We start from the raw sequence: 24,863 nt of genomic DNA, 5'->3' as shown, positions 1-24,863 counted from the left end.
ATATTGGCTGGAAGACGAAGGAATGAAACTGATATCAGGACAGATGTGGACGTCGATTTTGACAATCAGTTAGACAACAGGACCGACGTTGACAATGAGAACAGGGTGAAGAACCGGGATTTCAACACCAACGTTGCCAAAATTGAAGACAGCGGAAACGCGAAAATTGATTTGGATATCCGGGTGGATTCCGATTCTAAGGCTCGCGTGCGTTCTCGTGCGGAAGCTGACCAGGATCAAGACCAGGAACAGCGTCAACGCCTAGAGGACTAAATCAATTTATACGCCCGCCATGTTGCATGGCGGGTTTTTAGTTGTTTGAAACTATCCAACCATTTCCATAAAAATAGTTCCGAGATCATATTCACCTCCTTATTCAGGATGATTTATCCTGCCGCGGCCAAATAGAAATCCATTCCAATTATCCAAGTAATTCTCCCCCTTTTCAGTTCCTAATAATCTAATCTTTGAAAAACTAATTGAATGGATAAAATGCCGAGGACATGTCCACATTTTTTGGAACATGCCTTAGCTGCCCAAACCTGCGAACTGAACTGCGTAACAGACCTACACAACTGCGATGATGAAAAAAATGGGGAGGATTATCGAAATTTTTGTGGAATTTTATAACAAGGGTCAACGTGTTTCGACACTATTTTTCACAAAAGCAATATACATAGAGGAGAAGGACATTTTGGACAAAATTAGAGAATTGGCACTCCCCATGAGTGGACGGGTGATTGTAATCTCGGATATTCACGGGGAAATCGGGCTTTTAAAAGAGCTTTTAAAGAAAGTCGAGTTTAGCAGTGATGATTATTTAATCATTAATGGTGATCTTTGCGAGAAAGGCGGCAACAGCAAAGAGGTTGTGCGTTATGTGATGGAACTCGCGGCCGCTAATCCCAATGTGAATGTCATAGAAGGGAATTGCGATGCGCTCGTGGAGCATCTGCTAAAAGAAAACCCGAAGCTGCTAGATTATTTGGCTGCCAGGGGAAATACCCTTATTGGGGAATGGCTTGATGAGGTTGGTTATGAACTTAATGAACATTCGACCATCCAGGAAGTGAAGGAAGTATTGCTCCGCCACTACCGAAAAGAATTGGAGTGGCTAACCAATTTGCCGACAGCCATCGAAACGGATCGCTACATCTTTGTCCATGCCGGCTTGGAGGACAGGGAGGATTGGGAGGAGACCGAGCGAAGCAATGCGCTGGCCATGCCTTCTTTTTTGGAAAAGTCGCACCGCGCTGGCAAATTTGTGGTCGTTGGGCATTGGCCTGTTGTGAATTACTCAACCGATATTCCGTCCGACAATCCAATTATTGATGATGCGAAAAAAATAATCGCCATCGACGGCGGCAACGTCATCAAGCCAACCGGGCAATTAAACGCCTTTATCATCGAGCGGACTGCGGAAGGCGATTCGTTTTCCCATCTGTACGTGGACAAGCTGCCAGCCAGGGTTGTCACCAAGGACTTCGTTGCCGAGGAGGCAATGAAGGGATCCATCAACTATCCGTTCTACACGATCGTTCCTGTTGAAAAAGGAGAATTCTTCACTATGTGCAGGCAACCCGAAACGGACAAGCTCCTTCATGTAAAAAACGAATATATCATACAAAATGAAAATGGAGATTTTACAATAAAAGCGGATGTATCCTGCGCCCAAATCAGTGTAAGCAAAGGGGAAATCGTGTCTGTCATAGATGAGGGCTGCGCCGGATATGCGCTAATTAAAAAAGGCGGCAAGACTGGGTGGATTCCGAGTGAGTGCCTGGGATAAGATGGACATTGTAGATTTACTTAAAAATAAAACCATTAAAGTACGAGAATTGCCGAAATGGGGAGCGTATTTACGTAAGGAATGGGAAACCCAGTTCGCAAACCATCTAAGTGACGAAGAAAAGAGCGCAATCTATTTATTTAATCATGGCGGGTATTGCGGCTATTTATGGCTCAGTTATAAAAAGAAAGATTGTCTTGAAGCTGAAAAGGCCGAAGAAGCGTTTAACAATGAACTTAAAAATGAATGTTATGTCTTCTATCAAAGATCAGATTATGCATTGCAACTTGAGAATGCAAGAACGCTAAGTACCTCAGACTTATTTCATGAAACAGACATTGATATGTACATAGTAGATAAACAGTTTCGTTGGACTTTTGTCATAACCCACGAAACAGGGTGGTGCGGTCCTTATTTTAGCAGAAGGTAAGGACTGTATCGTTGCTAAGTGAAATTCCGTATACTCTTTGGAAAGAACGGAGGCAAACGTGATTATCCCAACAATTCTTCGTAATACTTTAGGAATAATAGGATTTCCTTTTACAATATGGAACTTGGCGATGGATCGGAAAAATAGGGTCAAGCCGCCTGGCCAGATTATTAAAACGAAAAACTCGGATATCCATGTGATTGTGACGGGTGAAGGGCCGATAACAGTTATTCTGGAAGCTGGATATACGTCTGTTTCAATTGATTGGTGCTATGTTCAGCCGGAGATTTCCAAGGTTGCCCGTGTCATTTCTTTTGATAGGGGGAACTATGGGTGGAGCAGAACAAAGCGGAAAACAATGACTTCTTTGGATAGCGTTGAGGAAATACGAGAAGTGCTGGACCAGCTTAAAATCAAGCCGCCATATATTTTGGTCGGACATTCTTATGGCGGTCTTTCAATGAGATTGTTTGCAAGCATGTATCCGGATGAGGTGGCCGGACTTGTTTTGGAGGATACGGTCCACGAAAGCCAATACTTGTTAACACCGGAGAATGCAAAGCGAATCAATAAATTCAGGAGACTTGTAGCTACCGGGTATGTTACTTCCCTTGTTGGTATTCCGAGAATGTTGAAACAGAAAATCGGCAGGAAGTTTCTCGAAAAGAGGTATGGTCAATCGCTGAACTACATCGGGTATACATTAGGGGCCTATCAATCTGCCTATCGTGAATACCTAGATTCCGAAAAGTCTGCCCAACAACTCATTAACGCCAATCCTCTGAGGCCAAATTTACCCGTCTTCGTGATAAGCGCAAAAAAACAGTCGGAAAGTTGGAAAAGGGACCAACAGTTATTGTTGAATTTAACGGAAAACACCGAGCACATTGAAGCAGACACCGGACATTCCATTCACCTTGAAAACCCTGGAATTGTGATAGAGAGTATTAAAAAATTAATAACCAATAGGCCAGTTTAGATGAGATTGTTTTTAGGGGGGCAATATTAAAATGACTGAATTGAAAACGTCTATAGACATAGATACACATAGGAAATTAGCAATCAGCTTATTCAATTATACGTGGGACTTAATCGAAAAGATCGAACGGAGTGAAGCAGACAACGAATCTATGATAAATGCAGCCCATGCTTCGCGTTTTCATTGGGGAATAGCGGGCAACCCGCTGAATTTTGCGAGGGGCGAATGGCAAATTTCACGGGTATATTCGCTCATAGGGAGAGCTGAACCCGCACTCTATCATGCGAACAAATCCTTGGACCTTTGTTTAAAAAATAATCTTGGCGCATTTGATTTAGGTTTCACATATGAGGCGCTGGCCCGGGCCTATGCCGTACAGGGTGACAAGCAAAAACGGGACGAAAACATTTCATTGGCCAAGCAGGCAGCTCAGAAAGTACAAGAGGACGGAGATAAGGTATGGCTTTTGAAAAACATAGATACAGTTGCCTCGCTTTCCCTTCCAAAATGGGAGTAACCGCTAAAATGTAGAAATTTCGAGAGGTGATGGGGCAGTGGTTTATTTTCTAATTCTTATTTCCTTTATTATATCTTCGGCGGCCTCTGTCCTTTTTTTGAAAAAGAATAACAACAAGTGGTTAGCATTGTTAGTGGCATTTTGTTTAAACACCTTATTATTAGGAACAGCAACGTGGGTTTTCTACCTGACAAGAGATGAGGTAAGACTATTTGGCATTGGGACGACTAACGTTTCACAGTTGATACTATCAATCCCACTCATCACTTGGATTAATTTGTACATACTCGAAATTGCAAAACGTAAACTGGTGAATAACAAGGCCCTATAAACACTTTTTGAATGTTGGAACATTTAGCCGCCTTTTCGTATATAGGTAGAAAAAGGAGGGGTTTTTTGAAAAGGTTCCTTTATTACTTAACAAGCACAATTATTATCTGGATTATATTTTATATGGGAATGAAGTTTCATATCCAACTAAAAAAGGAAGCTGAACTCACTTTCAATATGTTTCCGACTTTGATTTTTACAATTGTTTCCCCTGTCGTGATTGGGATGCTGCTGCGGATTCCAAAGCTGATTCTGGAGATTTTTGCAAAAAAGAAGTGGACGTTTGATTGGGTTAAAATTGTCGTAGTTGGGCTGCCCGCACTTTATGTGGGGATGGCACCGTATTTATATTACACTCCAATGGGAGACTACATGCCTTTTGCGGCAGTGTTCGCATCTTTAGGGGCTTCCACCATAACGACAGCGGCTGGGGTTGTTTTTGGATATGTTTTATTGGACAGCTTGAAAGAAAACGATTGAATCTATGTAAAACGTCCGCCAGAGTTCTCTTGGCGGACACATTTTATGAAGTTTTCCACTTAACTTTTAATAAAAGAAAAATGGAGCAACAGCAGCGCCGGTAAAGCCGCCGAGGAATCCTCCCGCAAATCCTCCCGCAAATGCCGGACCGAAACCGCCACGGAAGCGAGGACCGTATCGGTAAGGAGGATAACCCCTGAACCTAGGACCATACCCATATCGATAATAACCCATTCTATTCACTCCTTTAATAGATTGCGTTGCTTTCACCAAATGGGTCAAGCAACCTTACTCCTACTATATGGAATTCACCTTGAGCCTGTACTCAACAAATGCGGAGATAAGAGATATATTTTTAAAAAAGGCCTTTGAAGTAGGGATCGATCTACTGTTTCATTGGCAAAAGAAATGGGTGCTTTACGATGAAAGATTTTCACTGCTGTGCGACCTGCAGGCATTTCCGGACCGAAAAAAAGGCGGAAGGCATGAAATATTCATGTAGCCGGCTCGGGTACGAAACAAAACCGAATTATAAATTCAATTGCTGGACTCCAAAAGAGCATGTGCAAGAGCTGATCAACAAGGGAAACATGGACAAGGCGGGTGGTTAAAAGAATCCGTATATAATAGGGCGTTCCAAAGAGGAATACGCCTTTTTTTGTGGAATAAAGTTAATTAGATAATGGGTTATTTTTCCTTAAAGGGGGTTTCTTTTGAGTAGCTGGCTGTGAGGCCAACTTTGTTGGGGATAGTATGGAATCGCCTCATTACACCCAGCCGCAAAATTGGCCGCGGGTGAGCAGTTTGGCTGGGGCTTAAAAATCCGGCCTGCCCACTATTTCAAGGGGAAAAATAGAGGGCCAGGGTTAGCGTGGCGAGACAGGGATTTTAACTGAACCGATAAATATTTTTTAGGGGGATTTATGGAAACCGTATTTCAGAACGAATACACCGTAACAAAAGAGCGTTTCATGGAATGGGCCAAAAATCCAATCCAGAGAAACTATTTCTCCGTATTTTGGCTTTTATTCACAATAGTAACATTTGTTCTTTCTATTTATTATTTCTTCATTCATGACACTGCATTTTCTTTTTTCTACCTTGTATTAACGGCATATTGTGTCTACAGAGGTTTTTTTAGGACAAGAATGTTCACGGCAAGACAATATAAAGCTCTAACAATCGTTCAGCAAGGTAAAGAGTGGGACCGAGTAATCCAATTTGCGGACACTATATTGGTTTCTGATGGGAACAATACGATGACTTTGCAATGGAATCAAATAGTAAAATTAATTGATCAAAAGAACGAATTGATTTTAGTTTTTCCTAAGGGGATGGGAATCAGGCTTGATAAATCAGGTTTCACAAAAGGTTCTCAGGCCGAATTTTTGGAAGTCATCAAAAATAAAAATATTCCTATTACTACAAGAAGATAATAAAAGAAATAGAAAGCCTTTTTCCTGGGAAAACACCTTCTCTAAAAAATTGAAGTTGTTCTCTAAAAAAAATAAATGTTATTCTAAAACCGCCATATTGCCACTGGGTATGTTATACTGTAAACAACCTTTTAAGCTTTAAATTTTTTAACATTACCGGCACCATGCCCCTGCTCGAACGTTGAGCAGGGGTTTTTTATTGAGAATTTTTTTATAACAAAAAAACAGGCCCTCAGAGAGCCTGTTTTGAGTATCCAAATTTATGATTAAGCTTTTTGAACGTTCGCAGCTTGAGGTCCACGAGCGCCTTGCTCAACGTCGAAAGTTACTTTTTGGCCTTCGTCTAGAGATTTAAAGCCTTCACTTTGGATAGCAGAGAAGTGTACGAATACATCGTCACCGTTTTCGCGTTCGATAAATCCAAAACCTTTTTCTGCATTAAACCATTTAACTGTACCTTGTTCCATTTTTATTGCCTCCTAGTGCGTTAGCGCACAATGTGTTACTATCTCTGCCCAAAGTGACTTCAAGACGAAAAGTCGAAACTCATACAATCCTTTACACCGAACAAAAATAATTCTTCTTCATCATAACAGTAGTCAGAAGAAATAGCAAATGAGCCAAATAGACTATCTTCGGTCAAGGCATTTATTTTAATGAATCGATCGTGTGCCTTAATGCCTAATCAAAGGATTTTCTCGAAGTTTAATATACATCTTTTATCAAAGTGGTTGGAATTATTATGGTAGGAATCCCTCCTTCTGGTAAAATAAAGGTATAGGATGAAAAGGGGGCAGAGTTATGAAAGTTTGGATAAAGCCACTTTTACTGATTGCAGCTGCCGTACTACTGTCGTCAGGTTGCGAAGCCAAGGCCGGAACCGAAGTCCAAATAAAGATGAAAAGCTTTGAGGAACAAAGAGAAATTTTGGAGACGTACACACTGGAGGATTATAAAACCATTTATGAAAATGTCCTGAATGAAGCGAGCAGGCTGGAAAAGGACGAGAATTTGCAAAAGTGGGTTATCCGGACATTGGTCCAGGAAAATTTGCTTTTTAATACAGACTTATCCGATAAGCAAGTGAAGGCGCTCGCCAAACAGGCCATGGAAAAGGATAAACTATGGAAATCAATCGCTAAGGATCAATATGAAATTAAAGCCAGTGATGCCGAAATCGACCGCTATATCGAGGCGGGACCGGACACAAGCGACCTGCCGCAGCATCTCGCCATTGCGGAAACCATGAATATGAACCTGGTTGAGTACAACCATAACTTCGACCGCGATATTTATGAAAAAGCAGTCATCTGGCAAAAGTTAAAACCAAAGCTCGAGAAGAAATATAACACTACAAACAACGAAACACTTGTTGAGAAATTCGAAGAAGAAGTAGAGAAAAACTATAAAAAATAGTTTTTTTAAGAGGGATTGGCATAAGCCAGTGCCTTTGCTTTTTATAAAGGATAGCAAGTAAACGTGTTTTGACCGCGGAGGTGGGGAAATGGCCATCCTGAATGCTATTAATCTAGTTAAACATTACGGGAATGAAGGCGATGAAGGCTTTACGGCTGCGTTGCGTGGCGTGAGTTTTTCAATAGAAGAAGGAGAATTCATTGCGATCATGGGCCCATCGGGAAGTGGTAAATCAACGCTGCTTAATTTACTCAGCGGTATTGATAAGCCTACTTCAGGTGAGGTTGTGATTGATGGACAAACTATTAGCATGATGGAAGGAGAAAAGCTTGCCTTGTTCCGGCGGAGGCAATTGGGGTTCGTCTTTCAGGATTTTAATCTCTTGGATAGTTTGACAGTGAAAGAAAATATCATTCTCCCAATGATACTCGAAAAGAAAGAAGCCGAAGAGATTGAAAAAAAAGTTCAGGATTTAACAACCCTTTTTGAGATTGATTCAATTTTAAACAAGTATCCCCACAGCATATCGGGAGGCCAGCAGCAGCGGACCGCTGTTAGCCGGGCCCTCGTAAATGAACCCAGTATTCTTTTCGCTGATGAACCGACGGGTAACCTGGATTCTAAATCAGCGGCAATCATTATGGAATGTTTTGAGAAAATCATTCATGAGCTTTCAACTACGGTGCTCATCGTAACGCATGATATTTTTACGGCAAGCTACTGCCAAAAGATTGTCTTTATTAAGGACGGCCTCATCCATTCCACGATTGAAAGGAAGGGAAACAGGAAAGAATTCCTGGCTCAGATTATTGAGAACCTGGACATTGTGGGAGGGAAAACCCATGTCCTTTAGTAAAATCGTTTGGAAAATGGCGAAAGCTAATTATCAAAAGTACATTTTTTATCTCTTATGCAACAGCTTTGCAGTCATGTTTTTCTTCATGTTTTCAACCCTCTATTTCAATAGCCAAATAGTCCAGGTAAAGGAATCGCAATCGATTCAATATGTTCTCGCCGTTCAGGGGGCCGCGCTACTCGTATTCACTGTTTTTTTCATAAGCTATGCGCATGGCATTTTTATAAAAAGAAGAAAAAGTGAGTTTGGCCTTTTCATGACATTGGGAATGTCGAACCGGGATATTACAAGATTATTGCTGTTGGAGAACGGAATCGTTGCAATGTTATCCATTCTATCGGGCATTTTCGCTGGTGCCCTGTTTTCGGGTCTATTCTTTACCGTATTAATAAAAAACATCGGGATTCAAACCATCTCTTTGGAACTCACGGCAAAAATGTTTCTATCGACTATCCTTGCCTATTTAATGGTCTTTTTTACAGCGGTAGGAAAGTCACTATTCCAAATCCTTAAAGGAAACTTATTGCAGACCATGAAAAGCGACAAGGTTGCCGAGACTATCAAAATGAAAAGCCCAGTTATTGGCGGAGCAGGATTTGCGATTGTGATTGTGTCAATCCTGGGACTTTATTATACATATTCGGATTCTATCCACGGCGGCGATTATTTGCTGATTTGGGCGATGGCAACCTTTATCGGCCTGTACATTTGCCTGTTTCAATTCACAAGTTTTTTAATTGGACTAACGAAAAAAAGCAAACCATTCTATTATCGCGGCATGTTACTACTGTCCAGTTTGAATTATAAGTTTAGGCGGTTAACCTCTATCCTCATGCTCGTTACCGTCCTAATAATGGTAACAATCCTGTATAGTACGCTTATTTTATCAACATACATACTGGACGAAAAGCGGGTGATATCGGAAAATCCATTTGATATAGCCTACAGTGAAACTGAAAACCAAACTGCACAACCCTTTTTTGATTCGGGGAAAAATCCATTGAAAACACATCTCCAGCTGCCTGTCTTTCGTTATGATCTTTCGTCAAATGATTGGTCGGAAGGAGAGTTTGTTTTCATGCCAGTGGGCGAATTTAATAAAATTTCTTCACTCAATATGGACCTGAAACGAAATGAATACATCTATTTCGCCAATGTGGACCCACAGAATTTGGATGTAAGCAATGCGGCGGAGCGGGAACTAAGTTTGCAACATCCTAATGGAAGAATCACCTTCATGTTGAAGGAAACCATTGCGGCAAAAAAAATGAACAATTTATCAGCTCTCTACGAGGTGAGAGTTGTAAATGATACTGATTATGAGCTGCTAAAAGAGTCGATGGCTGGTGAGGAATTAAAGATTCATTTACTGAATGTGGCCGACTGGACAAAAACAGGCCCGTTCGTCGAGGAACTGGCCAACAGCCTCGGCACTGGACTAGTGGCTTCGAAAATTGGCGATCACATACATAATAAACAGTCAAATGGCATCCTCTTTTTCGTATCAACCTTTTTAAGCGTTTTATTTTGCTTCGGTTCGTTTAGCTTGCTGTATTTGAATTTGTTTTCCGACATTGATCGAGAAAAAGAGAAGTATAAGAAACTCAACTCCATAGGAATTACTCCAAAAGAAATGAAGAGAAACGTTTCCTGGGAAATTACACCCATATTTTTTATTCCGATGGTTGTAGGGACAACGTTGGCTCTTCTGTACTTTATCGCCATGGCCAAGGACATTGGAGGGATAATGAAAAACCAGGAATTGCTGCTCCACTTTTTCCTCGTTGCCGGCATCTATTTTTGCATTCAACTAGGATTCTTCCTTTTTACAAGGAGAAGAATATATGTTCATCTAACATCTTCATAAAAAATGACTGGGGGAAATAGCATGGCAATGCCAACACATATCGCAGCAGCTGGAGGAATCGTCGAGAACACACAAGGAGAAATCCTTTTGGTGAAAACACACAATCAAGGATGGGTATTCCCTGGCGGGCAAGTCGAAGTCGGAGAAAACCTGATTGATGCGGTAATCCGGGAAGTAAAGGAGGAAAGTGGTATCGATGTTGAGGTTTCCCATTTGATTGGGGTTTATTCAAACACGGCCACTTATAAATGGTATGACGGCGTAACGGATGTACCGACTAAGGTCATGTTCGATTTTGTTTGCAAATTCGTTGGCGGTGAGTTGGGGATATCGGATGAAACGACAGACAGCAAATGGGTTCCCAAGGAGAGCGTCCTCGATTATATCGAAACGCCTGCAATCCGCACCCGCTACCAGGCATATTTGGATTTCGACGGGAAAACCACTTACATGGAATATGTGACGAGTCCCGAATTTGTTGTGAAATTGAATCGGACTGTTTAAGAAAGAAGAAACGCTTGGGAATTACCTGGGCGTTATTTATTTATGGTAAAATTCGGTTTAAATAGTGAGCGGCGTTTGCCTGAAGGAGTGGCTAGTTTGTTAAAGGTGTTGAAGGAAAAAGTAAGGAATCTCAGTGAAAACGAAGCGAAATCCCTTTTATTCCTCATTTTGCTGAGAATTGAAATGGCTGAGGAGACAGAAGCCTCGGATGAACAATTAAGTAAAGTTCTAAGAGAAATTTATGCTGATTTTTTGAAAAATAATGCTGGCCATTCCAATAGCGAGAGCGTTCAAAGTCCGGCTGCTTTTCATATTGTGTTTGGCGAATCAACTCTCCACATGCTAAAGCATGTGCTGAAAACAGCGGGAAAGGCTGATAAGGAACAAGTTATCGGGTTTCGGGATTTATTTGCAATCGGGCCTTTGACCGGGCTGGATGAAGAAGCCGGTATAAGCAACAGGCATGAGTGGCTCAAAAATCATATTCATAACGACCGGGATTACCTTGATGAATATATATCGAAGATGAAAAAAGCCATTGAAGCGCTTAAGGCTATACCTGAAGGCGTTCCAGTTTATGTGTGGGCTGGGGAAAACGCGCACGAACAAACTGGTGTCGGGTTCGCCATGCATTTGTTAAGAGGAAAAAAGAATGACGTCTCGCTATTCAATACAACAGCACGCTTTAGAGATAAATATAATACTGAAGAAATAGAGTACAGGCCGTTGCATACCGGCGAATGCCACCCGGAAAAATTGTGGTCCATTTTTGAGGAAAATAGAAACAACATGTCAATCACCATGGAAAATCGGCTTAAATTTGAAAGCGAATGGAAGGAGATATCAGAAGGGGATGCTGTCCTAAGGATTTGGGAAGCGGGGAAAGTATGCAATGTTGGGGAAGATTATTTCGATCAGATTTTAATAAGAATAGCACAGGAGCTGAGTCGCAAGAAATTGGAAAAGGACTTTTGGATGGCTGCGAGGATTATTGGTGAGGCAATCGGCCAAATTGAGCAATATGTAGGTGATGCTTTTTTGGAATACAGGCTGAAGCATCTAATCGCGGAAGGCGTTTTTGAAGTCCGGGGCTCGACGCAGGGAATGAGGTATTATAGTGTAAGGCTACGGTAGGGGAATAATGGGTATTTTATTTTCTTCACTACTGTTTGAGACATAGACTGCCAAGCGGTCCAGCTTTTTCTGGAAATAATAGTTGTGAATCGGGACACAGGGGGTTCCTAGAACTTGGTGTGGGTCCCGATTCTTGGTTTTTCGGGACACAAGCAGGTACTAGAACGTGATTTGAGTCCCGATTCTTGTATTATCCGGAACCAAGCTCGCTACGAATGCAATGTGGAGATTCTGTCCCCTTCCTCACTCCACTTTTTTGCGTATGAAAAAGGCGATGATGCATAACAAAATCCCTAAAAGTGTGGTTACGTACGGGTACAGCATAGGGAAGAAGAGGGTTGGGTACATCTGCAAAATATCCGATTGGTAGCCCATTGCCATTCGTGAGGTACCGGAAGAGTTAATTAACCGGACTGCTAGCGGATTTTCACTCCGAGAAAGATAAGAAACTTTCTCTTCTTTGATTTTTTCATCTATCCAAATGATTTTCCAGGCGCGGTCATCCATTGGGGCATCATCATCGGTAAGCCGTTGGACAATGGCGATCCTGTCGTTTACTGTTAAAACTTCGAACCAGGAATAATAGCGCCCTCCTTTATCGCGGTTGGATAACCAGATTTCATCCGGATTCGTAACCTCTTTCCCATCCACCAGTAGATGCAGTTTCACAATATCGCCTGCTGGTACTCCTTCTTCCAAATCCCAATGAGTTAAAGAGGCTTTTTTCCCAGTCGGCTCTTCAACGATTTTTATTGAGCGGCCGTTTAATTCAATATCCTGCGTATTAATATGGCTTGGAAAGCCTTGTTCATAATTGGCAAGGCCAATTTTAAATTGTTTCATTATTTTCGAACCAATCACGTGTTCTCTGGCCATCTGAAACATCGGCGACGCGGAACTAACAATCAACAACAGCCCAACCAGCAACAAAAACTTCCGCATTCCAATCCCTCCTAATTAAACCAATTATACTAAACTATTATAGGCGTGGTGTTATATAATGTTAAAATAGTAATAATGTGGTTTAATGAAGCGGCGGCGCATCCTATTTTTCATGTACTAGTAGCAAAATTCCCTCTAAAATATACAAAAGGCATGTGGAGGAGGTATTTCAGTGGCTGACAAAAAGAGCATTGATGTTGAGCAATTGAATATTGTGGATGAAAACGGGACGGTGAGGCTGCGGCTTTTCAACAATCAGAATATCCCGCCGGCAATCATGGACGGGGAAGACGTCCTTCCAGGTCATCGACAAAATGATCCAATCGCGGGACTGATGTTTTATAATGCTGAAGGTGACGAGGCGGGTGGCCTTATATTCGGAAGCGAGCGGGATGAAAATGGCAATTATACATCGTCCGCAAGTTTGACGTTCGATCAATACAAGCAGGACCAGGTTGTTCAAATGCACTACTACGGGGAAAATGGAAACAATACATATGGCTTTTCAATTTGGGACCGGCCCAACAGCTCGTTAAAAGACCAGATTAAAAGAGACCTTGAAATCAAAAATTCCAACATTCATGAGGACGAGAAGCAGGCAGAACGGGACAAGGTGTGGCAAGGCCATACCCACCGAGCATTTATGGGAAAAACAGCAAATGGAGATGTCAGGGTTCAGCTCTCTGACAGCAAAGGACAGCCGAGAATCCGCATGATTGTCGATTCGAACGATGTACCGAGAATGGAATTCCTCGACGGAGATGGGAACGTGATTTATAAATTGCCTCCTGAATAAGGGAAACCTTTTTATTTTTTTACTTTTTTCCATGCCAGCAAAACGGCGATAACCTGCGGAATCAAACTTATAAGACTGACAGTGAGCAAAAGTGAATTGGCTGTAAAAGGTTTAAAATAATATCCCCATCGATCAACCCCGGCCATCTGGTTGGAAAAGTAAAACGATACGCCAGCCGACAAAAGGTTCCCGATTAATATAAGGAATGGGTAGCCTTTCAATTTGCTAATAAAAGCAAGGATGGCAGGCCCTAAAATCAGCAGCAGGTAACCAAGCATGGAGCCGTCTTTGTAATCCTGATACATGGCAAAATAGCCAAACGGAAAGCAATAAGCAATCAAAATGAAATAAACCCAAATCTTTTTCATTTTGCACCTCTTTTTGGTGTAATTTTACACTAATTGTAACTTATTTTATTGAATTATTCAATTATTTCCAATCGTTTGTTTTGAAAAAATTGAGGGGGAGACCAAAATCATGTTTTTTCGAAGGAAATTTTATATCGTGAAAAACGAGTTTGTAGAAGTTTTTAATAAGCATTTCAATGAAACGAATTTGCCGAACCAATTAAAGCATGGGGCGCGGCTAGTCGGCAGATGGATGGTGCCGAACGACGAAAACACAACCGAGATTTTTGCCATCTGGGAATATGATAACTATGAGAAGTACCAAGAAATCGAAGCCAATGTACGGAGCGATCGCGAACATGTCAAGCGGGTCAACCGGTGGTACGAAGCAAACGGCGGCAGGGATTTTGTAATAGGAAAATATATTTTGAATGTAAGAAACGAAGAGTTGAAGACTACTTTATTTTTAAAATGAAAACCTCCCAGCTTGACCTAATAAAAAATTCTGACTATTATTGTTGATATATCAACGTTCTTGCGGAGGCGGGTCCATTGGATGAAAACAAATACATTGGACTCTTAATTCGGAACGCGGACTTGACGATAGCGAATTACGTCAAGAAGCAGCTCGAGCCGTTCAACCTTGCTCCCGAACAGAATCTAATCATGATGATGCTGTGGGAAAAGGACGGGATTTCCCCGAACGAACTGTCCCTGCGCCTGAAAAAGGACAAGGGCAATATCGCGCGCATGATCGGAAGCCTCGAAAAGAAGGGGTACATAAAGCGAATCGATGACCCTTTCGACAAACGCACGTTCAAAGTTCATTTAACGGAAGCAGGTAGGCAGCTTGAATGCAAGGTGGCCCCTATTTTGGATGAGGCCAGCCGGACCGTGATGAACGGGATCAGTGCGGAACAAACGCTGCAACTTCAAAAGATTTTAACAAAAATTATACATAACATTTCTGGAGGACATTCATCATGAAAATCGTGGCAATTGTAGGAAGCATCAGAAAAGATTCATTGAACATGCAACTGGCAAAAACAATGCAGGAACGCTACCAAGACAAGCTCGACATCGAAATTGCGGACATCCGCTCGTTGCCTTATTATGATCAGGACGAGGAAAACAACCCACCACAGGCAGTGAAAGAGTTTAAACAGAAAATCGCAAACGCGGACGGGGTCATCATCATCACCCCTGAATACAACTGGTCAATTCCAGGAGTTTTGAAAAACGCCATTGATTGGGCTTCCCGCGTCGAGAAGGTATTCATCGGCAAGCCGGTATTCCCGATGGGCGTAACCATGGGTGCGCTCGGAACGATCCGCGCGCAATTGCATCTGCGTGAAATTTTGACTGGCCTTCAGGCAAAACAGATGCCGCCTGCAGGAAACGAAGTGCTCATCGGCTTTGCCAACCAGAAATTTGATGCCCAAACAGGCCGCTTGGTCGACGAACAAACACTCGGCTTCCTCGACAGCAAAATCGAAGTGTTCATTGATTTGATTAAAACGGCTTAACCTAGTTTTGGTGTTACTGCTAAAAAAACAATGTGTATACGTTGAAATGCGTTCCCATTATGAATGGGGGCGCATTTTTATATTTCGTTTTATAAAATTTGCTAGCTTATGTTTGGACAGTAAAGTGAATTTTCAAGGGATAGTTGTCCAAAGATGCCTCATTCTTGGACAAAGAAATGAATTTTCATAGGTTGATAATCCAAAGTTGCTGGATGTTTGGATACAGAAAAGGGGTGGGGATTTAGACAGAGCCACAGGCTTTCTAATTGTCCGAGTTCAATCTGTTTACAATCTCTTTTTTCCAAATTTTATGTTATCATTTATTAAACAAATACACATAGGGCATTTAAATTTTCAACAATAAACCGCTCGCTCAATGATTTAATTTCCTCACACAACAACAACCGTTCTCCATATTTAAGCGCTCTTCCGAATCGGGCAGTTTAAAACTTAAAAAACCCTCTTTTAACTTCAAAAAAATTAAAAGGATGTGGGATCGTGATTCATGCAAAAGATGTTTTATCCGATCAGCTTCTGGCCAATGCGAATGACCCCAGCTGGTATATTCCTTTTTTACAGTCAGTGGAAAATTTGAGTGAAGAACAAGCCTTTTGGATACCGGATGAAGGAAGCTTCAGTATAGCAGAAATCGTTCAGCATCTCCTTTACTGGAACCAAACGTGGCAAAACCGGTATCAAAGCGGCAATGTAAACTCTGTGCCACCCCTTTCAAGCAATCAAGAAAGCTTTATAATTCCGGACAATCAAACGTTTGTTGATTTAAAGAGCGAGTTAGTAAACGTGCTGCTTCGATGGCAGGATCTATTAACAATCGAGAAAGTGGAAAGTGATGCAGTGGGTTTCCCTGTAAATGCACAGTGGTGGGGAATACTCGCAAATTTAACAACCCACAACGCCTATCACATTGGCCAAATTATATATATTCGTAAATTGCAAAAGAGTTGGCCGATCGAATTATAGTTAAGAACGAGTAATGTAAAGGTGCCACTTCTGAGGGGATGTTTTTAATATGACCAGACTACCATCCATAAAACTAAGGCCGTTAACCATGGATGACTTCAACTTTGTTTTAGCCTGGAGCATGGACGAGAGATTTTGCCTTGCAAACGGCTGGGAACAAAACAGGGACAAAGATAAACTTTACAAATGGTGGCTTCGTTGTGTTAAAAATGAAGCCGACGACTTTATCCGTATGGGAATTGAATATAATGATAGGTTAATCGGGTATGCGGATTTGGCCTCCATACAGGGGCATACGGCCGAATTGGGAATCGCGATTGGTGAAAGTGGGCTATGGGGACAGGGGATAGGAGTAAATGCAGCACGGTGCATGATGGAGTTTGGTTTTGAAAAGCTTGGCATTACTGTCTTTACCGCCGAAACACACGAAAGCAATGTCCGCTCAGGAAAAATGCTTAAGAAACTAGGCTTCAAAGAAATCAGCCGGATTGGCTATGAAGAATACATGGGAACGGATAACCGGCTGGTTCAGTACCAATTTAAAATGGTATGAAGTTCTGACAATATAATGAGATTTAAATGATATAATTTATCTTCCAAGGCTATAGACTAGGCAGGTTTGAAATGAAGTTATTTACATTAAAGACTAATTTTCATGGTTATAAAAAAGGAACAGAGTTTTATCTTATCGCGGAGTCGGAATTCATCGGGGTGAAGGATTTTGTTCTAAGAACGACGGATTTAACGGGCCGGGTATCGATCAGTGAGGATGAACTTCGTAAGAATTTTCTTTTTGTAAAAGACCTTACAACGAAGATTTATTGAAATCCAGCTACAAATAGGCCTCCTCATTACAAGGCATTAATCTCTAAGGTCTATTTGTTAATTTAATAGGAAATTTAAAAAACATTCCTTTGAAACGAAGAATGTTTTTTTATTGCTCATAATGCTGTATAACGATAATAAAATAACAATAAATGATAATAATTTATTGTAAAACGATAAATATCCTGTTAAAATAAATTGAAAAATGAATATGTGAGGTGCTTTTTATGAAACGCGGTTCAACACTTTTTTTAAAAACAGCTGTTATGGTTATGGGAATTCCGGTTCTTGCTTTGGGTATATTCGGGTTGTATTGGTTAGTAAGAAATCCAGCGAATCCAGATTATGCTCATATCCTGTATCCTATTGTCGCCGGCATGTATATATCAGTTATCCCGTTCTTCGTTGCATTGGTTCAGGCATTTAAACTGTTAAGCTACATTGACAGGAACGAGGCTTTCTCCCAACTGTCTGTTAAGGCTCTGAGGAACATCAAATTCTGTGCAATGACAATCAGTGGTTTGTACGTAATTGTTCTGCCGTTTGTTTTTATGGTAGCCGAACTTGACGATGCCCCTGGTCTCGTCATTATTGGAATGGTCCCAATCTTTGCTTCAATGGTCATCGCGGTCTTTGCCGCTGTTCTCCAAAGACTTTTACAAGAAGCGATCAATATAAAATCAGAAAACGATTTAACGGTCTGAGGTGATAACAATGGCGATTATAATCAATATTGATGTGATGCTGGCAAAAAGGAAAATGAGTGTAACAGAGCTCTCAGAAAAAGTTGGAATCACCATGGCCAACCTTTCTATATTGAAAAATGGAAAAGCAAAAGCGATTCGCTTATCCACATTAGATGCAATTTGTAAGGCATTGGACTGTCAGCCTGGGGATATTTTAGAATACCAAAGTGACGAAGACAGTGAAAGATAAAAGCAGGGATGCTATCCAATTCAATAAACAATTGCGTTGATCCAGGAGGATTAACGCTTTTTTTATGGAATAACTTATTGAGCGGGGGTTGGATTTTTATGACGAATGAAAAACAAAGACAATTATTTGAAACTCTAAAGTTGATTAAAGACCAGTGGGTAGAGATCTCTATCATTAAACATGAGAACTGTTTAGAAAATAAAGAAGCCCAAAACGAAATTATTGAAGCAGTCCTTTATTCAGTAATGGAAATGATAGATGGTTACAATGATAACCTCACCTTTTCTCTTGATTTAATCGACAAAGATACAAAGCAATCACTAAAAGAAGGCATTGAACTCCACGATCAGTTCATGAACTATTTGTACGAAGCGGAAAAAGAACGCTATTGAACAGGCAAAGCAGCATTGGAGGAAATCCGTATGTCGGATTATGTAATTAAATTAATCCCTAGGCAACCTGAATTTACTCCAAGTTTGAGCGAGCTTAAAGAAGCTGAGTTATTCATTCAAACTATTACGGAATACTTCAGTGACATACAAGTAATACTTACTGATGAGGTGCGATTCATCGACCAGGGCGAAAATTGTGAAAGTATCAGCTGTCAATTTTGCCATAATGGCTTAAGTGTTGATTGGTGGCAGGATGCAATGGCAGAAGCATATACGTCTCAATTCAATAATCTGCAAGTAATTGTTCCTTGTTGCAAGAAGGAATCTTCGCTAAACGATTTACACTACAAGTGGAATGCGGGATTCGCCCGGTTTTCAATAGAATTTTATAATCCCATCGCTGCTGATTTTGACACCATATCCACTAAATTAGAAGAGGTACTTTCCTGCAAGTTCAGAAAAGTGTTGGCATATTATTAGGTGGCGAAGCATTGAGTTTAAGGTAAAGGGTAATAAAATGCTGAATATTTAGGTTCTCTATAAGTACAAAAAGGGTGGGGCATAGTAAGCCTGACATAAAATTAGAATACCATTTCAGAGGTAAATCCAATTTTGAATAAGATTTTAATTTTCCCAGTAAAGGATGTGATGAATTGAATAACGAATCGGAAAAACGGATGAAAAAGAAGTTGACCGGGCCTGAACAAGTTGCGGAATTTATGGCTAAACTTGACCATCCTCTTAAGGAGGAAATTGAGGAGGTCCGGAAAATAATCTTGAATAGCGATACCCGAATTACAGAACATATTAAATGGAATGCACCGAGTTTCCTCATTGAAAATGACGATCGAATAACGTTCAACCTGAAGGGAAAAGGGTTTTTTCGCCTCATTTTTCATTGTGGGGCAAAGAAAAATCCGGAAACCAAAAAGGAACCACTGTTTGTTGACCACACGGGGCTATTGGAATGGCAGACAAATGACCGTGCTTTAGTGAATTTTTCTAATAAAAATGATGTGAAAGCTAAGGAAGAAAGGCTCAGAACAGTAATCGGGGAATGGATTCGGATAACTGTTAATTAAGGAAGTGCCACATGCCGCTTCCGATGGGTCGGGGATGTTAATCAACCCTGATTAATATTTTTTTAAAAAAACAGCCCTTTTAATGAGAGCTTAGCAATAAACTACCAACAGTTTAGGCGTTTATTTGGGCTTCAGCAGGGAATAACCAATTAAGATGCATAAAATTGGGGACATGACTCCATAATTAGTAAGAAAAGAATTAGGGGGCATTGGAATGGCGAAAAAAAGAGCTAAAATCGGTGATCAAATATCATTTACGCGTAAGGACCACGATTTAGAAGGAACTGTTGAAATTGTAAGAGACAACAGCGTGATAGTGGAGGTTTCTAAAGAATTCGCGGATAGATTGGGCTATGATACAACTAAAACTGTAGTCAAGCATTCGAATTACATGATTGTATCCTCTCCGGAAACGGCATAGGACAATGTCATGGAAATAAGTTCATTATGGATGAAGTGCCAGCTATCTAACATGGCTGGCACTTTTCAATGTGTTTTGATTGTGTTTATTAAGACAGCTTCAGAAGAGTTTCCCTCTCGAAACTTTCTTCCTCATCATTAAAAGAGTAAGCGTACCAGTGTTTCATTTTCAAAGTAGAACCTAATATTCATACCCCACGTACGTTCCGCCAATGAAATCGTGAACGGCTCTCTTGTCCTCTCGGAAAATCACCATAAACAAACTCACAAGGCTTGAAATACCAAACGTTACAGAGGACAAAAGGAACTTGCCGACAATTTCACGTAAAATCATATTCTTTAACGTTAGTGGCTGATCATCTACTCGCATAATTCTTATTTTCATCATGCGTTTCCCGACAACATAGCCATTCCATACAAGGGGTAAAACCGTTAAATACAACAAATAAATCAAATTAGAGGTCCAACTTGTTCCTGAGCTATCCCAAGCCGCTCCTGATAACAAGGCAATCAACAAACCTAGTGGCAAAGCAACAAGTAAAAAGTCTATAATATCCGCAAAAAACCGTAATCCAAAACCTGCTGGCGAATAATTCATTCAGTTCACTCCTAACATAAGATGTTTTAATATTTCACTCCGTTTTAAGAACTGCTGCGATAACCCAAATTGTAATGTTTACGAAAAGGGTGATGAAAAAAATAAAGTAAATCAATTTTTTTGTGCCCCTATCCTTTCCGGCTAAAAAGAAAAGAATATTTATAAGGATTAGTAAAAGCCCAATGCCGCCAAGGATTTTGGCGAGTAAAAATAGTTCCATCGGCACTCCTCCTACCGCATGGTTCTAAAAGCTATTTTAAAAATACTCCTACACATTTCGAATAGGGAACGAAGCCTTACACTTCCTGTTACTCTTTAGCCCCTTTCCAAATGAACAAGCCGACAATTCCTGCAACCCCCACCACTGGAAGCCACATCAGAAGGGTACGGACTGGCACTGGCCTCTCCATCTCTTTCCGGAGATCCACCTGTTTCACTGGGGAATCACCCTGACCGAGGAATGTTAAATCCTCATGGGCTTTTTCCACTTCCACAGTCCTGTTACATACCTCGGAGGTTAACACTTCCTTATTTTTAAAATCGGGATTTTCCTTGGCGTAGACCAAGTACTCTTTACCTTCATTAAAATCAATACTGCATGAAGTTTGAATGAACTCGAGAATAACCTGGGACTCTGAAACGCCTTTCCACGTGCCACTAACCTCAAAAAGAACTTTTTCAGTTGGAGAAGTAGATCCAACCCCTTTTTCCTCTTTAATGCCAATGACTTTTCCCGTGAAAACGGCAGCCGACTTTTCAAACTCTTCTCCTACAGGTCGCAGATCCGCACACTTGCAAGCATAGCTCACCGAGGAACCAACCGTAATCATAAAGACCCCAACAGCCAAACAAGCAGCAAAAACACAAAACCTCTTAACCATTCAATCCCTCCTAAATACGGTGAAACTGGGGAAGTATCGTTTGCTTCATTTTTCGGAAAAAAGAAGAGGAGAAAAGTAGAACAGGGGGTATTCTGATTTTCAAAGTAAAGATTTAAAAATTTGTAATATATGTTATAATTTTACCATAATTCGGAATTTAGCAAAACTTTACGAGGGGAGGACACATTAGCCAGCAATAAACCGTAGGACAAATTTTAAAAGGGGGCGGAAAAATGATAAATCTTGCAGGTATAGAGAGAAAAACTTCGCAGTACATACTGGTCATTTCCATCATGCTATTCATAGGAAGCCTATTCATGCCATTTATTCTTGTTAATCTCATCCAGAAAGCGCTCTACAACACAAAGGAAATTATGTATTTCAAGACCCCGCCATCATCTTACGTAACGTTCGGGGTAGGAATGATGTGGATTGCACTTGTCCTGCTGGTCTTTGTGATAACTAAAAAGAAATTTGAGCTCGGGAAGCTTAAGTGGCTGTCGCTTTTGTTTATCCCGCTTAGCATCCCATTCTTCATGTTCAGCATCGAGAACTATTATTACCTTGACAAAGAAGGGATTCATTCAAACGAACTAAGCAGTTATAAATCGGTCGAGACGTTCCGATGGGATGAAATAAAAGAGGTAAAGGAAATATACGCAAATGAAAAAGGGATGACCAAGACCAAGGCATACAAATTCATCACAAAGGATAACCGCGTGTTTGAATTGCCGCATCATAAAAATATAATTCCATTCCGAGCCGGATTAATGGATATGCTGCGGGAAAACAAGGTAACGATAACCGATAATTACGATGAGTTGTAAAAGTGTCAATGAGGAATCCATCCTTCCTTCAAACTGCTTCATAATGTGCTATTCTTATGGGAAAGATAGCTTGAGGAGTGGTGAGTGATGGGCATGATTGCTAGTTTTTTTAGGGTTTCTCCCAAGGCGCTGCAGGTTTTAAAAGCAAATCCGGACGAGGCGGCGGACCTGATTTTTGAAATGGAAGAAATCGAGGAGCTTGAGCTCGACATCGATAAATCGTGGCATGGCATTTACTTTTTATTGAGCGGAGTGGCAGACCTGGATGAGCCAGCTGACGGGCATATTGGCAGGGCAGTGCTTGGCGGACACGAACTTGGCGAGGACTATGGCTACGGACCGCTCCGTTATTTTGAACCCGATGAGGTTGCGGACATTTACAACGAATTAAAAGAGATTTCTCCGGATGAGTTTGCCAGCCGATTTGATCCGAAGAAGCTGAGCGATCACGGAATCTACCCGATGCACAAAAAATGGAGCGAAGACGACAAAGCGTATCTCGTCGAAAACTACGACTTCCTCCTCCGCTATTACGAAACCGCGGCAAACAACAACGAAGGCATGCTGATGTTGATTCAATAAGGGCCGTTTTTTGTGAAAAATACAATTAGTATAGGTGAAAATCTTTTTTCATCCTATTTGTAAAGGAAGCCTTCCAAACGAAGGCTTCCACTTTTTTACCTATTATAGCCATTTGAACCTTTTACAATAGAAGCGTAAAGCTCAAGCGCCGGCCGAACAACGGAGGGGCTAATCCCTGTCCTAGTGTAAATCCGTTCACTCCATTCTTCATTCGAAGTTAATGGAGAGTCATGAAATAAGCCTGCATTTGTGCTTAGAAAACTGCCCCAATTGTAAAATTCCCAATGCTGGACCTCATCTTCGCTGTGTACCCGCATTTCGCATAGAGGTGGGCTTAATAAATTTTGTGAATAGTGGCCGGCTTCAAAAAGCTCGTCTTCTTTAATTTTACTTAAGGAGTAACTCTGGCGGCTAATCTTTCCGTTAGGACGATGATACGTAATCTCAAAGTCAGTTGCAGAAGAACTGACTTGCACGTTCGCTGCCGGGAAAAAACCGGATACAGGTTCCCGTGCAAAATCCGGACTCGAGCTGTCGATTAAAATTGGGAGGATCCATTGGTCCCCAAGGTCGCACAAATAGCGGTACCCATCGACATAGGCAAGAACCCCGACATGGGCTTCGGGGGTACCGAAGTCTGAGCCAATCGCATGCGCTTCAATCCCGACATCCTTCAATTCATGCAAAAGCCAAATCGCTAAATCGAAACAGTTTCCACTCGTGCCAAATCGGCTTCTGTGCTCAATCATCTCACGAACAGTCCGCTGCCTGCGCCCCGATGGCTGATTATAAAACCAAGCCTTTGTCAATGTTTCCATAGGAAACCCATCAAACAACTGCCAAACCTTTAATAAAGAATCTGGTGGAACCAACCGAACCCCTCCTCAAAATGTTTACTTAATTTTACCATGCAGTGAAGCAGGGGACGTACCTCAAGCTTCAGTAGTAAAATGGCGTATTTCTTTTCGGTAAGCGAAAAATGCAGGTGGCAGATATAATTAATGAGGCAGGATACTTACTCCTGCCTCATGATAAAGCCAACGTAAAGTCGACAATTACTTGCTCGGATACAATTTGATAGCCCAAGCTTTCATACACCTTAACAGCAGGAATGTTTTCTGCCAATACTCCCAAATAAACATTAGATGAAAGCTGTTTGCCCAGGTGAGTGAGCTGGCTCGTTAGGAGTTTAGCGATTCCTTTTCCTCTGTGATCCTCCCGCGTAACAATGTTTCCAAGCTCTACAAGCTGAGAATCATAAAAATGGAAGCCACCAACTGCAATAAAATCTCCACCATTCTTAATGCCGAGGAAAGGGCACTTCTCAAGTTCGCTCTGTGTAAAAAATCTCATACCTCCTTTACACAAAAAATCCATTACCTGGGGAAACTCCTCATCTTTGACCAGTTTCGCTATATCCGATGTTAGCAGTTTCGACTCATCTTGATGCTTCATCGTAAAAAACTTTTTCGGTCTGCCTGCGATGAGGCCAAAGGAATGAAAAAGTTGAAGATCACTTGGGCAGAGAATTGTTCCACAAATAGCATTTTTCTCAAGTTGAAAAGTATCCCGTGTAAAAGATACGAGTTCCGGGAAAAAGACTTTTTCCTCGTTTATACGGTGAAAAGAGAAAGCGGGAAAGGACAGTTCATTTAGGTAGGCAAGGACAGCCATGAGATTGCTGTCTACAAATTGACCGACAAATTGAGCTTTTTCTTTTCGCTGGCTTAAATAACTATAAAATAACAGATGCTTGTCACTATCTATCGTACCGATTATTTGACTAACAGCTTCGTGTGTAAGCAATCGATGAGAAATCATTAGAATCCCTCTTATTCAGTTAAACTTTAAAACTAATTATACCAATTAAAATTTTTCAAAACTCCCCCGTTAGCGTGACAAGAAATTGACAACTAAAAAAGAAGACTACGAGTAGCCTTCTCAAATGAATGATTCATACCGGGATTTACCCCTATCATTATTACTTCTT

37 protein-coding genes are annotated in these 24,863 nt (G+C 41.1%); 28 read left to right on the top strand and 9 right to left on the bottom strand.

All coding sequences use genetic code 11. From position 1 onward, the window contains the following. The first annotated feature begins 3 nt into the window (after positions 1 to 3). The 6 genes from RB160_RS06510 (at position 4) to RB160_RS06485 (ending at position 4,525) form a co-directional block, all read left to right on the top strand. The gene (locus tag RB160_RS06510) at positions 4 to 273 is read left to right on the top strand and encodes a hypothetical protein (protein ID WP_316569417.1); all 270 of its coding nucleotides are present in this window, start codon (positions 4 to 6) and stop codon (positions 271 to 273) included. A gap of 421 nt (positions 274 to 694) precedes the next feature. Continuing rightward, positions 695 to 1,789 carry a metallophosphoesterase gene (locus RB160_RS06505; protein WP_316569416.1) on the top strand — a complete coding sequence of 365 codons (1,095 nt, stop codon included), beginning with the start codon at positions 695 to 697 and terminating at the stop codon, positions 1,787 to 1,789. A gap of 1 nt (position 1,790) precedes the next feature. Next, positions 1,791 to 2,219: a DUF4275 family protein gene (locus tag RB160_RS06500; RefSeq protein ID WP_316569602.1), complete on the top strand. Its 429-nt coding sequence runs from the start codon at positions 1,791 to 1,793 to the stop codon at positions 2,217 to 2,219. A 130-nt stretch (positions 2,220 to 2,349) separates the two neighbouring features. Then, positions 2,350 to 3,198 carry an alpha/beta hydrolase gene (locus tag RB160_RS06495; protein WP_316569415.1) on the top strand — a complete coding sequence of 283 codons (849 nt, stop codon included), beginning with the start codon at positions 2,350 to 2,352 and terminating at the stop codon, positions 3,196 to 3,198. Between the two features lie 31 nt (positions 3,199 to 3,229). After that, entirely contained in the window at positions 3,230 to 3,715 is a 486-nt protein-coding gene (locus RB160_RS06490; protein ID WP_316569414.1) for a hypothetical protein, read from the top strand. A 396-nt stretch (positions 3,716 to 4,111) separates the two neighbouring features. Next, a complete protein-coding gene (locus RB160_RS06485) occupies positions 4,112 to 4,525 on the top strand; it encodes a hypothetical protein (protein WP_316569413.1) in 414 nt (137 codons plus the stop codon). Between the two features lie 66 nt (positions 4,526 to 4,591). Here RB160_RS06485 and RB160_RS06480 read toward each other — a convergent pair whose 3' ends face one another. Further along, complete coding sequence (locus RB160_RS06480; protein ID WP_316569412.1) at positions 4,592 to 4,759, bottom strand: hypothetical protein; 168 nt, start codon at positions 4,757 to 4,759, stop codon at positions 4,592 to 4,594. A 251-nt stretch (positions 4,760 to 5,010) separates the two neighbouring features. On the opposite strand from RB160_RS06480, the gene RB160_RS06475 reads away from it, so the two are divergent. Together RB160_RS06475 and RB160_RS06470 are read left to right on the top strand one after the other, a co-directional pair. Further along, positions 5,011 to 5,136, top strand: coding sequence for a hypothetical protein (locus RB160_RS06475; RefSeq protein ID WP_396954669.1), 126 nt, complete (start codon positions 5,011 to 5,013; stop codon positions 5,134 to 5,136). A gap of 312 nt (positions 5,137 to 5,448) precedes the next feature. Beyond that, a complete protein-coding gene (locus tag RB160_RS06470; protein WP_316569410.1) occupies positions 5,449 to 5,961 on the top strand; it encodes a YcxB family protein in 513 nt (170 codons plus the stop codon). Positions 5,962 to 6,227: 266 nt separating this feature from the next. Here the strand turns inward: RB160_RS06470 and cspC are convergent, their stop codons facing one another. Continuing rightward, positions 6,228 to 6,428, bottom strand: coding sequence for a cold shock protein CspC (gene cspC / locus RB160_RS06465; RefSeq protein ID WP_053367965.1), 201 nt, complete (start codon positions 6,426 to 6,428; stop codon positions 6,228 to 6,230). A 334-nt stretch (positions 6,429 to 6,762) separates the two neighbouring features. Between cspC and RB160_RS06460 the strand changes: the two genes are divergently transcribed. From RB160_RS06460 to RB160_RS06440, 5 genes are all read left to right on the top strand, one after another. Beyond that, positions 6,763 to 7,377, top strand: a complete 615-nt coding sequence (locus tag RB160_RS06460; protein ID WP_316569409.1) for a hypothetical protein — start codon at positions 6,763 to 6,765, stop codon at positions 7,375 to 7,377. Positions 7,378 to 7,465: 88 nt separating this feature from the next. After that, entirely contained in the window at positions 7,466 to 8,230 is a 765-nt protein-coding gene (locus RB160_RS06455; protein WP_316569408.1) for an ABC transporter ATP-binding protein, read from the top strand. Then, positions 8,220 to 10,100, top strand: coding sequence for an FtsX-like permease family protein (locus RB160_RS06450; protein ID WP_316569407.1), 1,881 nt, complete (start codon positions 8,220 to 8,222; stop codon positions 10,098 to 10,100). Before RB160_RS06455 ends, RB160_RS06450 begins: the two co-directional genes overlap by 11 nt. A 21-nt stretch (positions 10,101 to 10,121) precedes the next feature. Beyond that, a complete protein-coding gene (locus RB160_RS06445) occupies positions 10,122 to 10,604 on the top strand; it encodes an NUDIX hydrolase (protein WP_316569406.1) in 483 nt (160 codons plus the stop codon). A 105-nt stretch (positions 10,605 to 10,709) separates the two neighbouring features. After that, positions 10,710 to 11,738 (top strand): DUF1835 domain-containing protein, encoded by a 1,029-nt coding sequence (locus RB160_RS06440; protein ID WP_316569601.1) that lies wholly within the window; start codon positions 10,710 to 10,712, stop codon positions 11,736 to 11,738. A 243-nt stretch (positions 11,739 to 11,981) separates the two neighbouring features. Here the strand turns inward: RB160_RS06440 and RB160_RS06435 are convergent, their stop codons facing one another. Next, a complete protein-coding gene (locus RB160_RS06435) occupies positions 11,982 to 12,680 on the bottom strand; it encodes a hypothetical protein (RefSeq protein ID WP_316569405.1) in 699 nt (232 codons plus the stop codon). Between the two features lie 172 nt (positions 12,681 to 12,852). Here RB160_RS06435 and RB160_RS06430 point away from each other — a divergent pair, with 172 nt between their 5' ends. Next, positions 12,853 to 13,476 carry a hypothetical protein gene (locus RB160_RS06430; protein WP_316569404.1) on the top strand — a complete coding sequence of 208 codons (624 nt, stop codon included), beginning with the start codon at positions 12,853 to 12,855 and terminating at the stop codon, positions 13,474 to 13,476. Between the two features lie 11 nt (positions 13,477 to 13,487). On the opposite strand, the gene RB160_RS06425 is transcribed toward RB160_RS06430, so the two are convergent. Continuing rightward, entirely contained in the window at positions 13,488 to 13,844 is a 357-nt protein-coding gene (locus RB160_RS06425) for a hypothetical protein (protein ID WP_316569403.1), read from the bottom strand. A 109-nt stretch (positions 13,845 to 13,953) separates the two neighbouring features. On the opposite strand from RB160_RS06425, the gene RB160_RS06420 reads away from it, so the two are divergent. The 12 genes from RB160_RS06420 (at position 13,954) to RB160_RS06365 (ending at position 19,986) form a co-directional block, all read left to right on the top strand. Continuing rightward, positions 13,954 to 14,298 carry an NIPSNAP family protein gene (locus RB160_RS06420; RefSeq protein ID WP_316569402.1) on the top strand — a complete coding sequence of 115 codons (345 nt, stop codon included), beginning with the start codon at positions 13,954 to 13,956 and terminating at the stop codon, positions 14,296 to 14,298. Between the two features lie 77 nt (positions 14,299 to 14,375). Beyond that, a complete protein-coding gene (locus RB160_RS06415; protein ID WP_316569401.1) occupies positions 14,376 to 14,810 on the top strand; it encodes a MarR family winged helix-turn-helix transcriptional regulator in 435 nt (144 codons plus the stop codon). After that, the gene (locus tag RB160_RS06410) at positions 14,807 to 15,349 is read left to right on the top strand and encodes an NADPH-dependent FMN reductase (RefSeq protein WP_316569400.1); all 543 of its coding nucleotides are present in this window, start codon (positions 14,807 to 14,809) and stop codon (positions 15,347 to 15,349) included. Before RB160_RS06415 ends, RB160_RS06410 begins: the two co-directional genes overlap by 4 nt. Positions 15,350 to 15,847: 498 nt before the next feature. After that, positions 15,848 to 16,330 carry a DinB family protein gene (locus RB160_RS06405; protein WP_316569399.1) on the top strand — a complete coding sequence of 161 codons (483 nt, stop codon included), beginning with the start codon at positions 15,848 to 15,850 and terminating at the stop codon, positions 16,328 to 16,330. Between the two features lie 49 nt (positions 16,331 to 16,379). Continuing rightward, on the top strand, positions 16,380 to 16,883 hold the full coding sequence (locus tag RB160_RS06400) for a GNAT family N-acetyltransferase (protein ID WP_316569398.1): 504 nt from the start codon (positions 16,380 to 16,382) through the stop codon (positions 16,881 to 16,883). 71 nt (positions 16,884 to 16,954) lie between these two features. Continuing rightward, the gene (locus RB160_RS06395) at positions 16,955 to 17,155 is read left to right on the top strand and encodes a hypothetical protein (RefSeq protein ID WP_316569397.1); all 201 of its coding nucleotides are present in this window, start codon (positions 16,955 to 16,957) and stop codon (positions 17,153 to 17,155) included. A gap of 227 nt (positions 17,156 to 17,382) precedes the next feature. Further along, complete coding sequence (locus RB160_RS06390) at positions 17,383 to 17,859, top strand: DUF2975 domain-containing protein (RefSeq protein WP_316569396.1); 477 nt, start codon at positions 17,383 to 17,385, stop codon at positions 17,857 to 17,859. Positions 17,860 to 17,869: 10 nt separating this feature from the next. After that, on the top strand, positions 17,870 to 18,091 hold the full coding sequence (locus tag RB160_RS06385; RefSeq protein ID WP_316569395.1) for a helix-turn-helix domain-containing protein: 222 nt from the start codon (positions 17,870 to 17,872) through the stop codon (positions 18,089 to 18,091). Positions 18,092 to 18,189: 98 nt separating this feature from the next. Continuing rightward, on the top strand, positions 18,190 to 18,483 hold the full coding sequence (locus tag RB160_RS06380; protein WP_316569394.1) for a hypothetical protein: 294 nt from the start codon (positions 18,190 to 18,192) through the stop codon (positions 18,481 to 18,483). A 30-nt stretch (positions 18,484 to 18,513) separates the two neighbouring features. Beyond that, on the top strand, positions 18,514 to 18,963 hold the full coding sequence (locus RB160_RS06375) for a hypothetical protein (RefSeq protein ID WP_316569393.1): 450 nt from the start codon (positions 18,514 to 18,516) through the stop codon (positions 18,961 to 18,963). Positions 18,964 to 19,136: 173 nt separating this feature from the next. After that, a complete protein-coding gene (locus RB160_RS06370; protein WP_316569392.1) occupies positions 19,137 to 19,565 on the top strand; it encodes a DUF1801 domain-containing protein in 429 nt (142 codons plus the stop codon). A 214-nt stretch (positions 19,566 to 19,779) separates the two neighbouring features. Continuing rightward, positions 19,780 to 19,986 (top strand): DUF2187 family protein, encoded by a 207-nt coding sequence (locus tag RB160_RS06365; RefSeq protein ID WP_316569391.1) that lies wholly within the window; start codon positions 19,780 to 19,782, stop codon positions 19,984 to 19,986. Between the two features lie 180 nt (positions 19,987 to 20,166). Here RB160_RS06365 and RB160_RS06360 read toward each other — a convergent pair whose 3' ends face one another. The 3 genes from RB160_RS06360 to RB160_RS06350 all read right to left on the bottom strand — a co-directional run bounded on the left by RB160_RS06360 (position 20,167) and on the right by RB160_RS06350 (position 21,464). Further along, complete coding sequence (locus tag RB160_RS06360; protein ID WP_316569390.1) at positions 20,167 to 20,583, bottom strand: RDD family protein; 417 nt, start codon at positions 20,581 to 20,583, stop codon at positions 20,167 to 20,169. A gap of 34 nt (positions 20,584 to 20,617) precedes the next feature. After that, on the bottom strand, positions 20,618 to 20,803 hold the full coding sequence (locus RB160_RS06355) for a hypothetical protein (protein ID WP_316569389.1): 186 nt from the start codon (positions 20,801 to 20,803) through the stop codon (positions 20,618 to 20,620). An 88-nt stretch (positions 20,804 to 20,891) separates the two neighbouring features. After that, entirely contained in the window at positions 20,892 to 21,464 is a 573-nt protein-coding gene (locus tag RB160_RS06350) for a hypothetical protein (RefSeq protein ID WP_316569388.1), read from the bottom strand. Positions 21,465 to 21,697: 233 nt separating this feature from the next. On the opposite strand from RB160_RS06350, the gene RB160_RS06345 reads away from it, so the two are divergent. Next, positions 21,698 to 22,291, top strand: coding sequence for a hypothetical protein (locus RB160_RS06345; RefSeq protein ID WP_316569387.1), 594 nt, complete (start codon positions 21,698 to 21,700; stop codon positions 22,289 to 22,291). Positions 22,292 to 22,378: 87 nt separating this feature from the next. Further along, positions 22,379 to 22,873: a YfbM family protein gene (locus RB160_RS06340; RefSeq protein ID WP_316569386.1), complete on the top strand. Its 495-nt coding sequence runs from the start codon at positions 22,379 to 22,381 to the stop codon at positions 22,871 to 22,873. A gap of 95 nt (positions 22,874 to 22,968) precedes the next feature. On the opposite strand, the gene RB160_RS06335 is transcribed toward RB160_RS06340, so the two are convergent. Continuing rightward, positions 22,969 to 23,745, bottom strand: coding sequence for a hypothetical protein (locus tag RB160_RS06335; protein WP_316569385.1), 777 nt, complete (start codon positions 23,743 to 23,745; stop codon positions 22,969 to 22,971). Between the two features lie 154 nt (positions 23,746 to 23,899). Beyond that, positions 23,900 to 24,694, bottom strand: coding sequence for a GNAT family N-acetyltransferase (locus RB160_RS06330; RefSeq protein ID WP_316569384.1), 795 nt, complete (start codon positions 24,692 to 24,694; stop codon positions 23,900 to 23,902). Positions 24,695 to 24,863 lie beyond the last annotated feature (169 nt).

This window comes from Neobacillus sp. YIM B06451, assembly GCF_032667185.1.
Classification (GTDB): domain Bacteria; phylum Bacillota; class Bacilli; order Bacillales; family Cytobacillaceae; genus Bacillus_D.
This window is presented reverse-complemented; position numbering and strand designations above follow the sequence as displayed.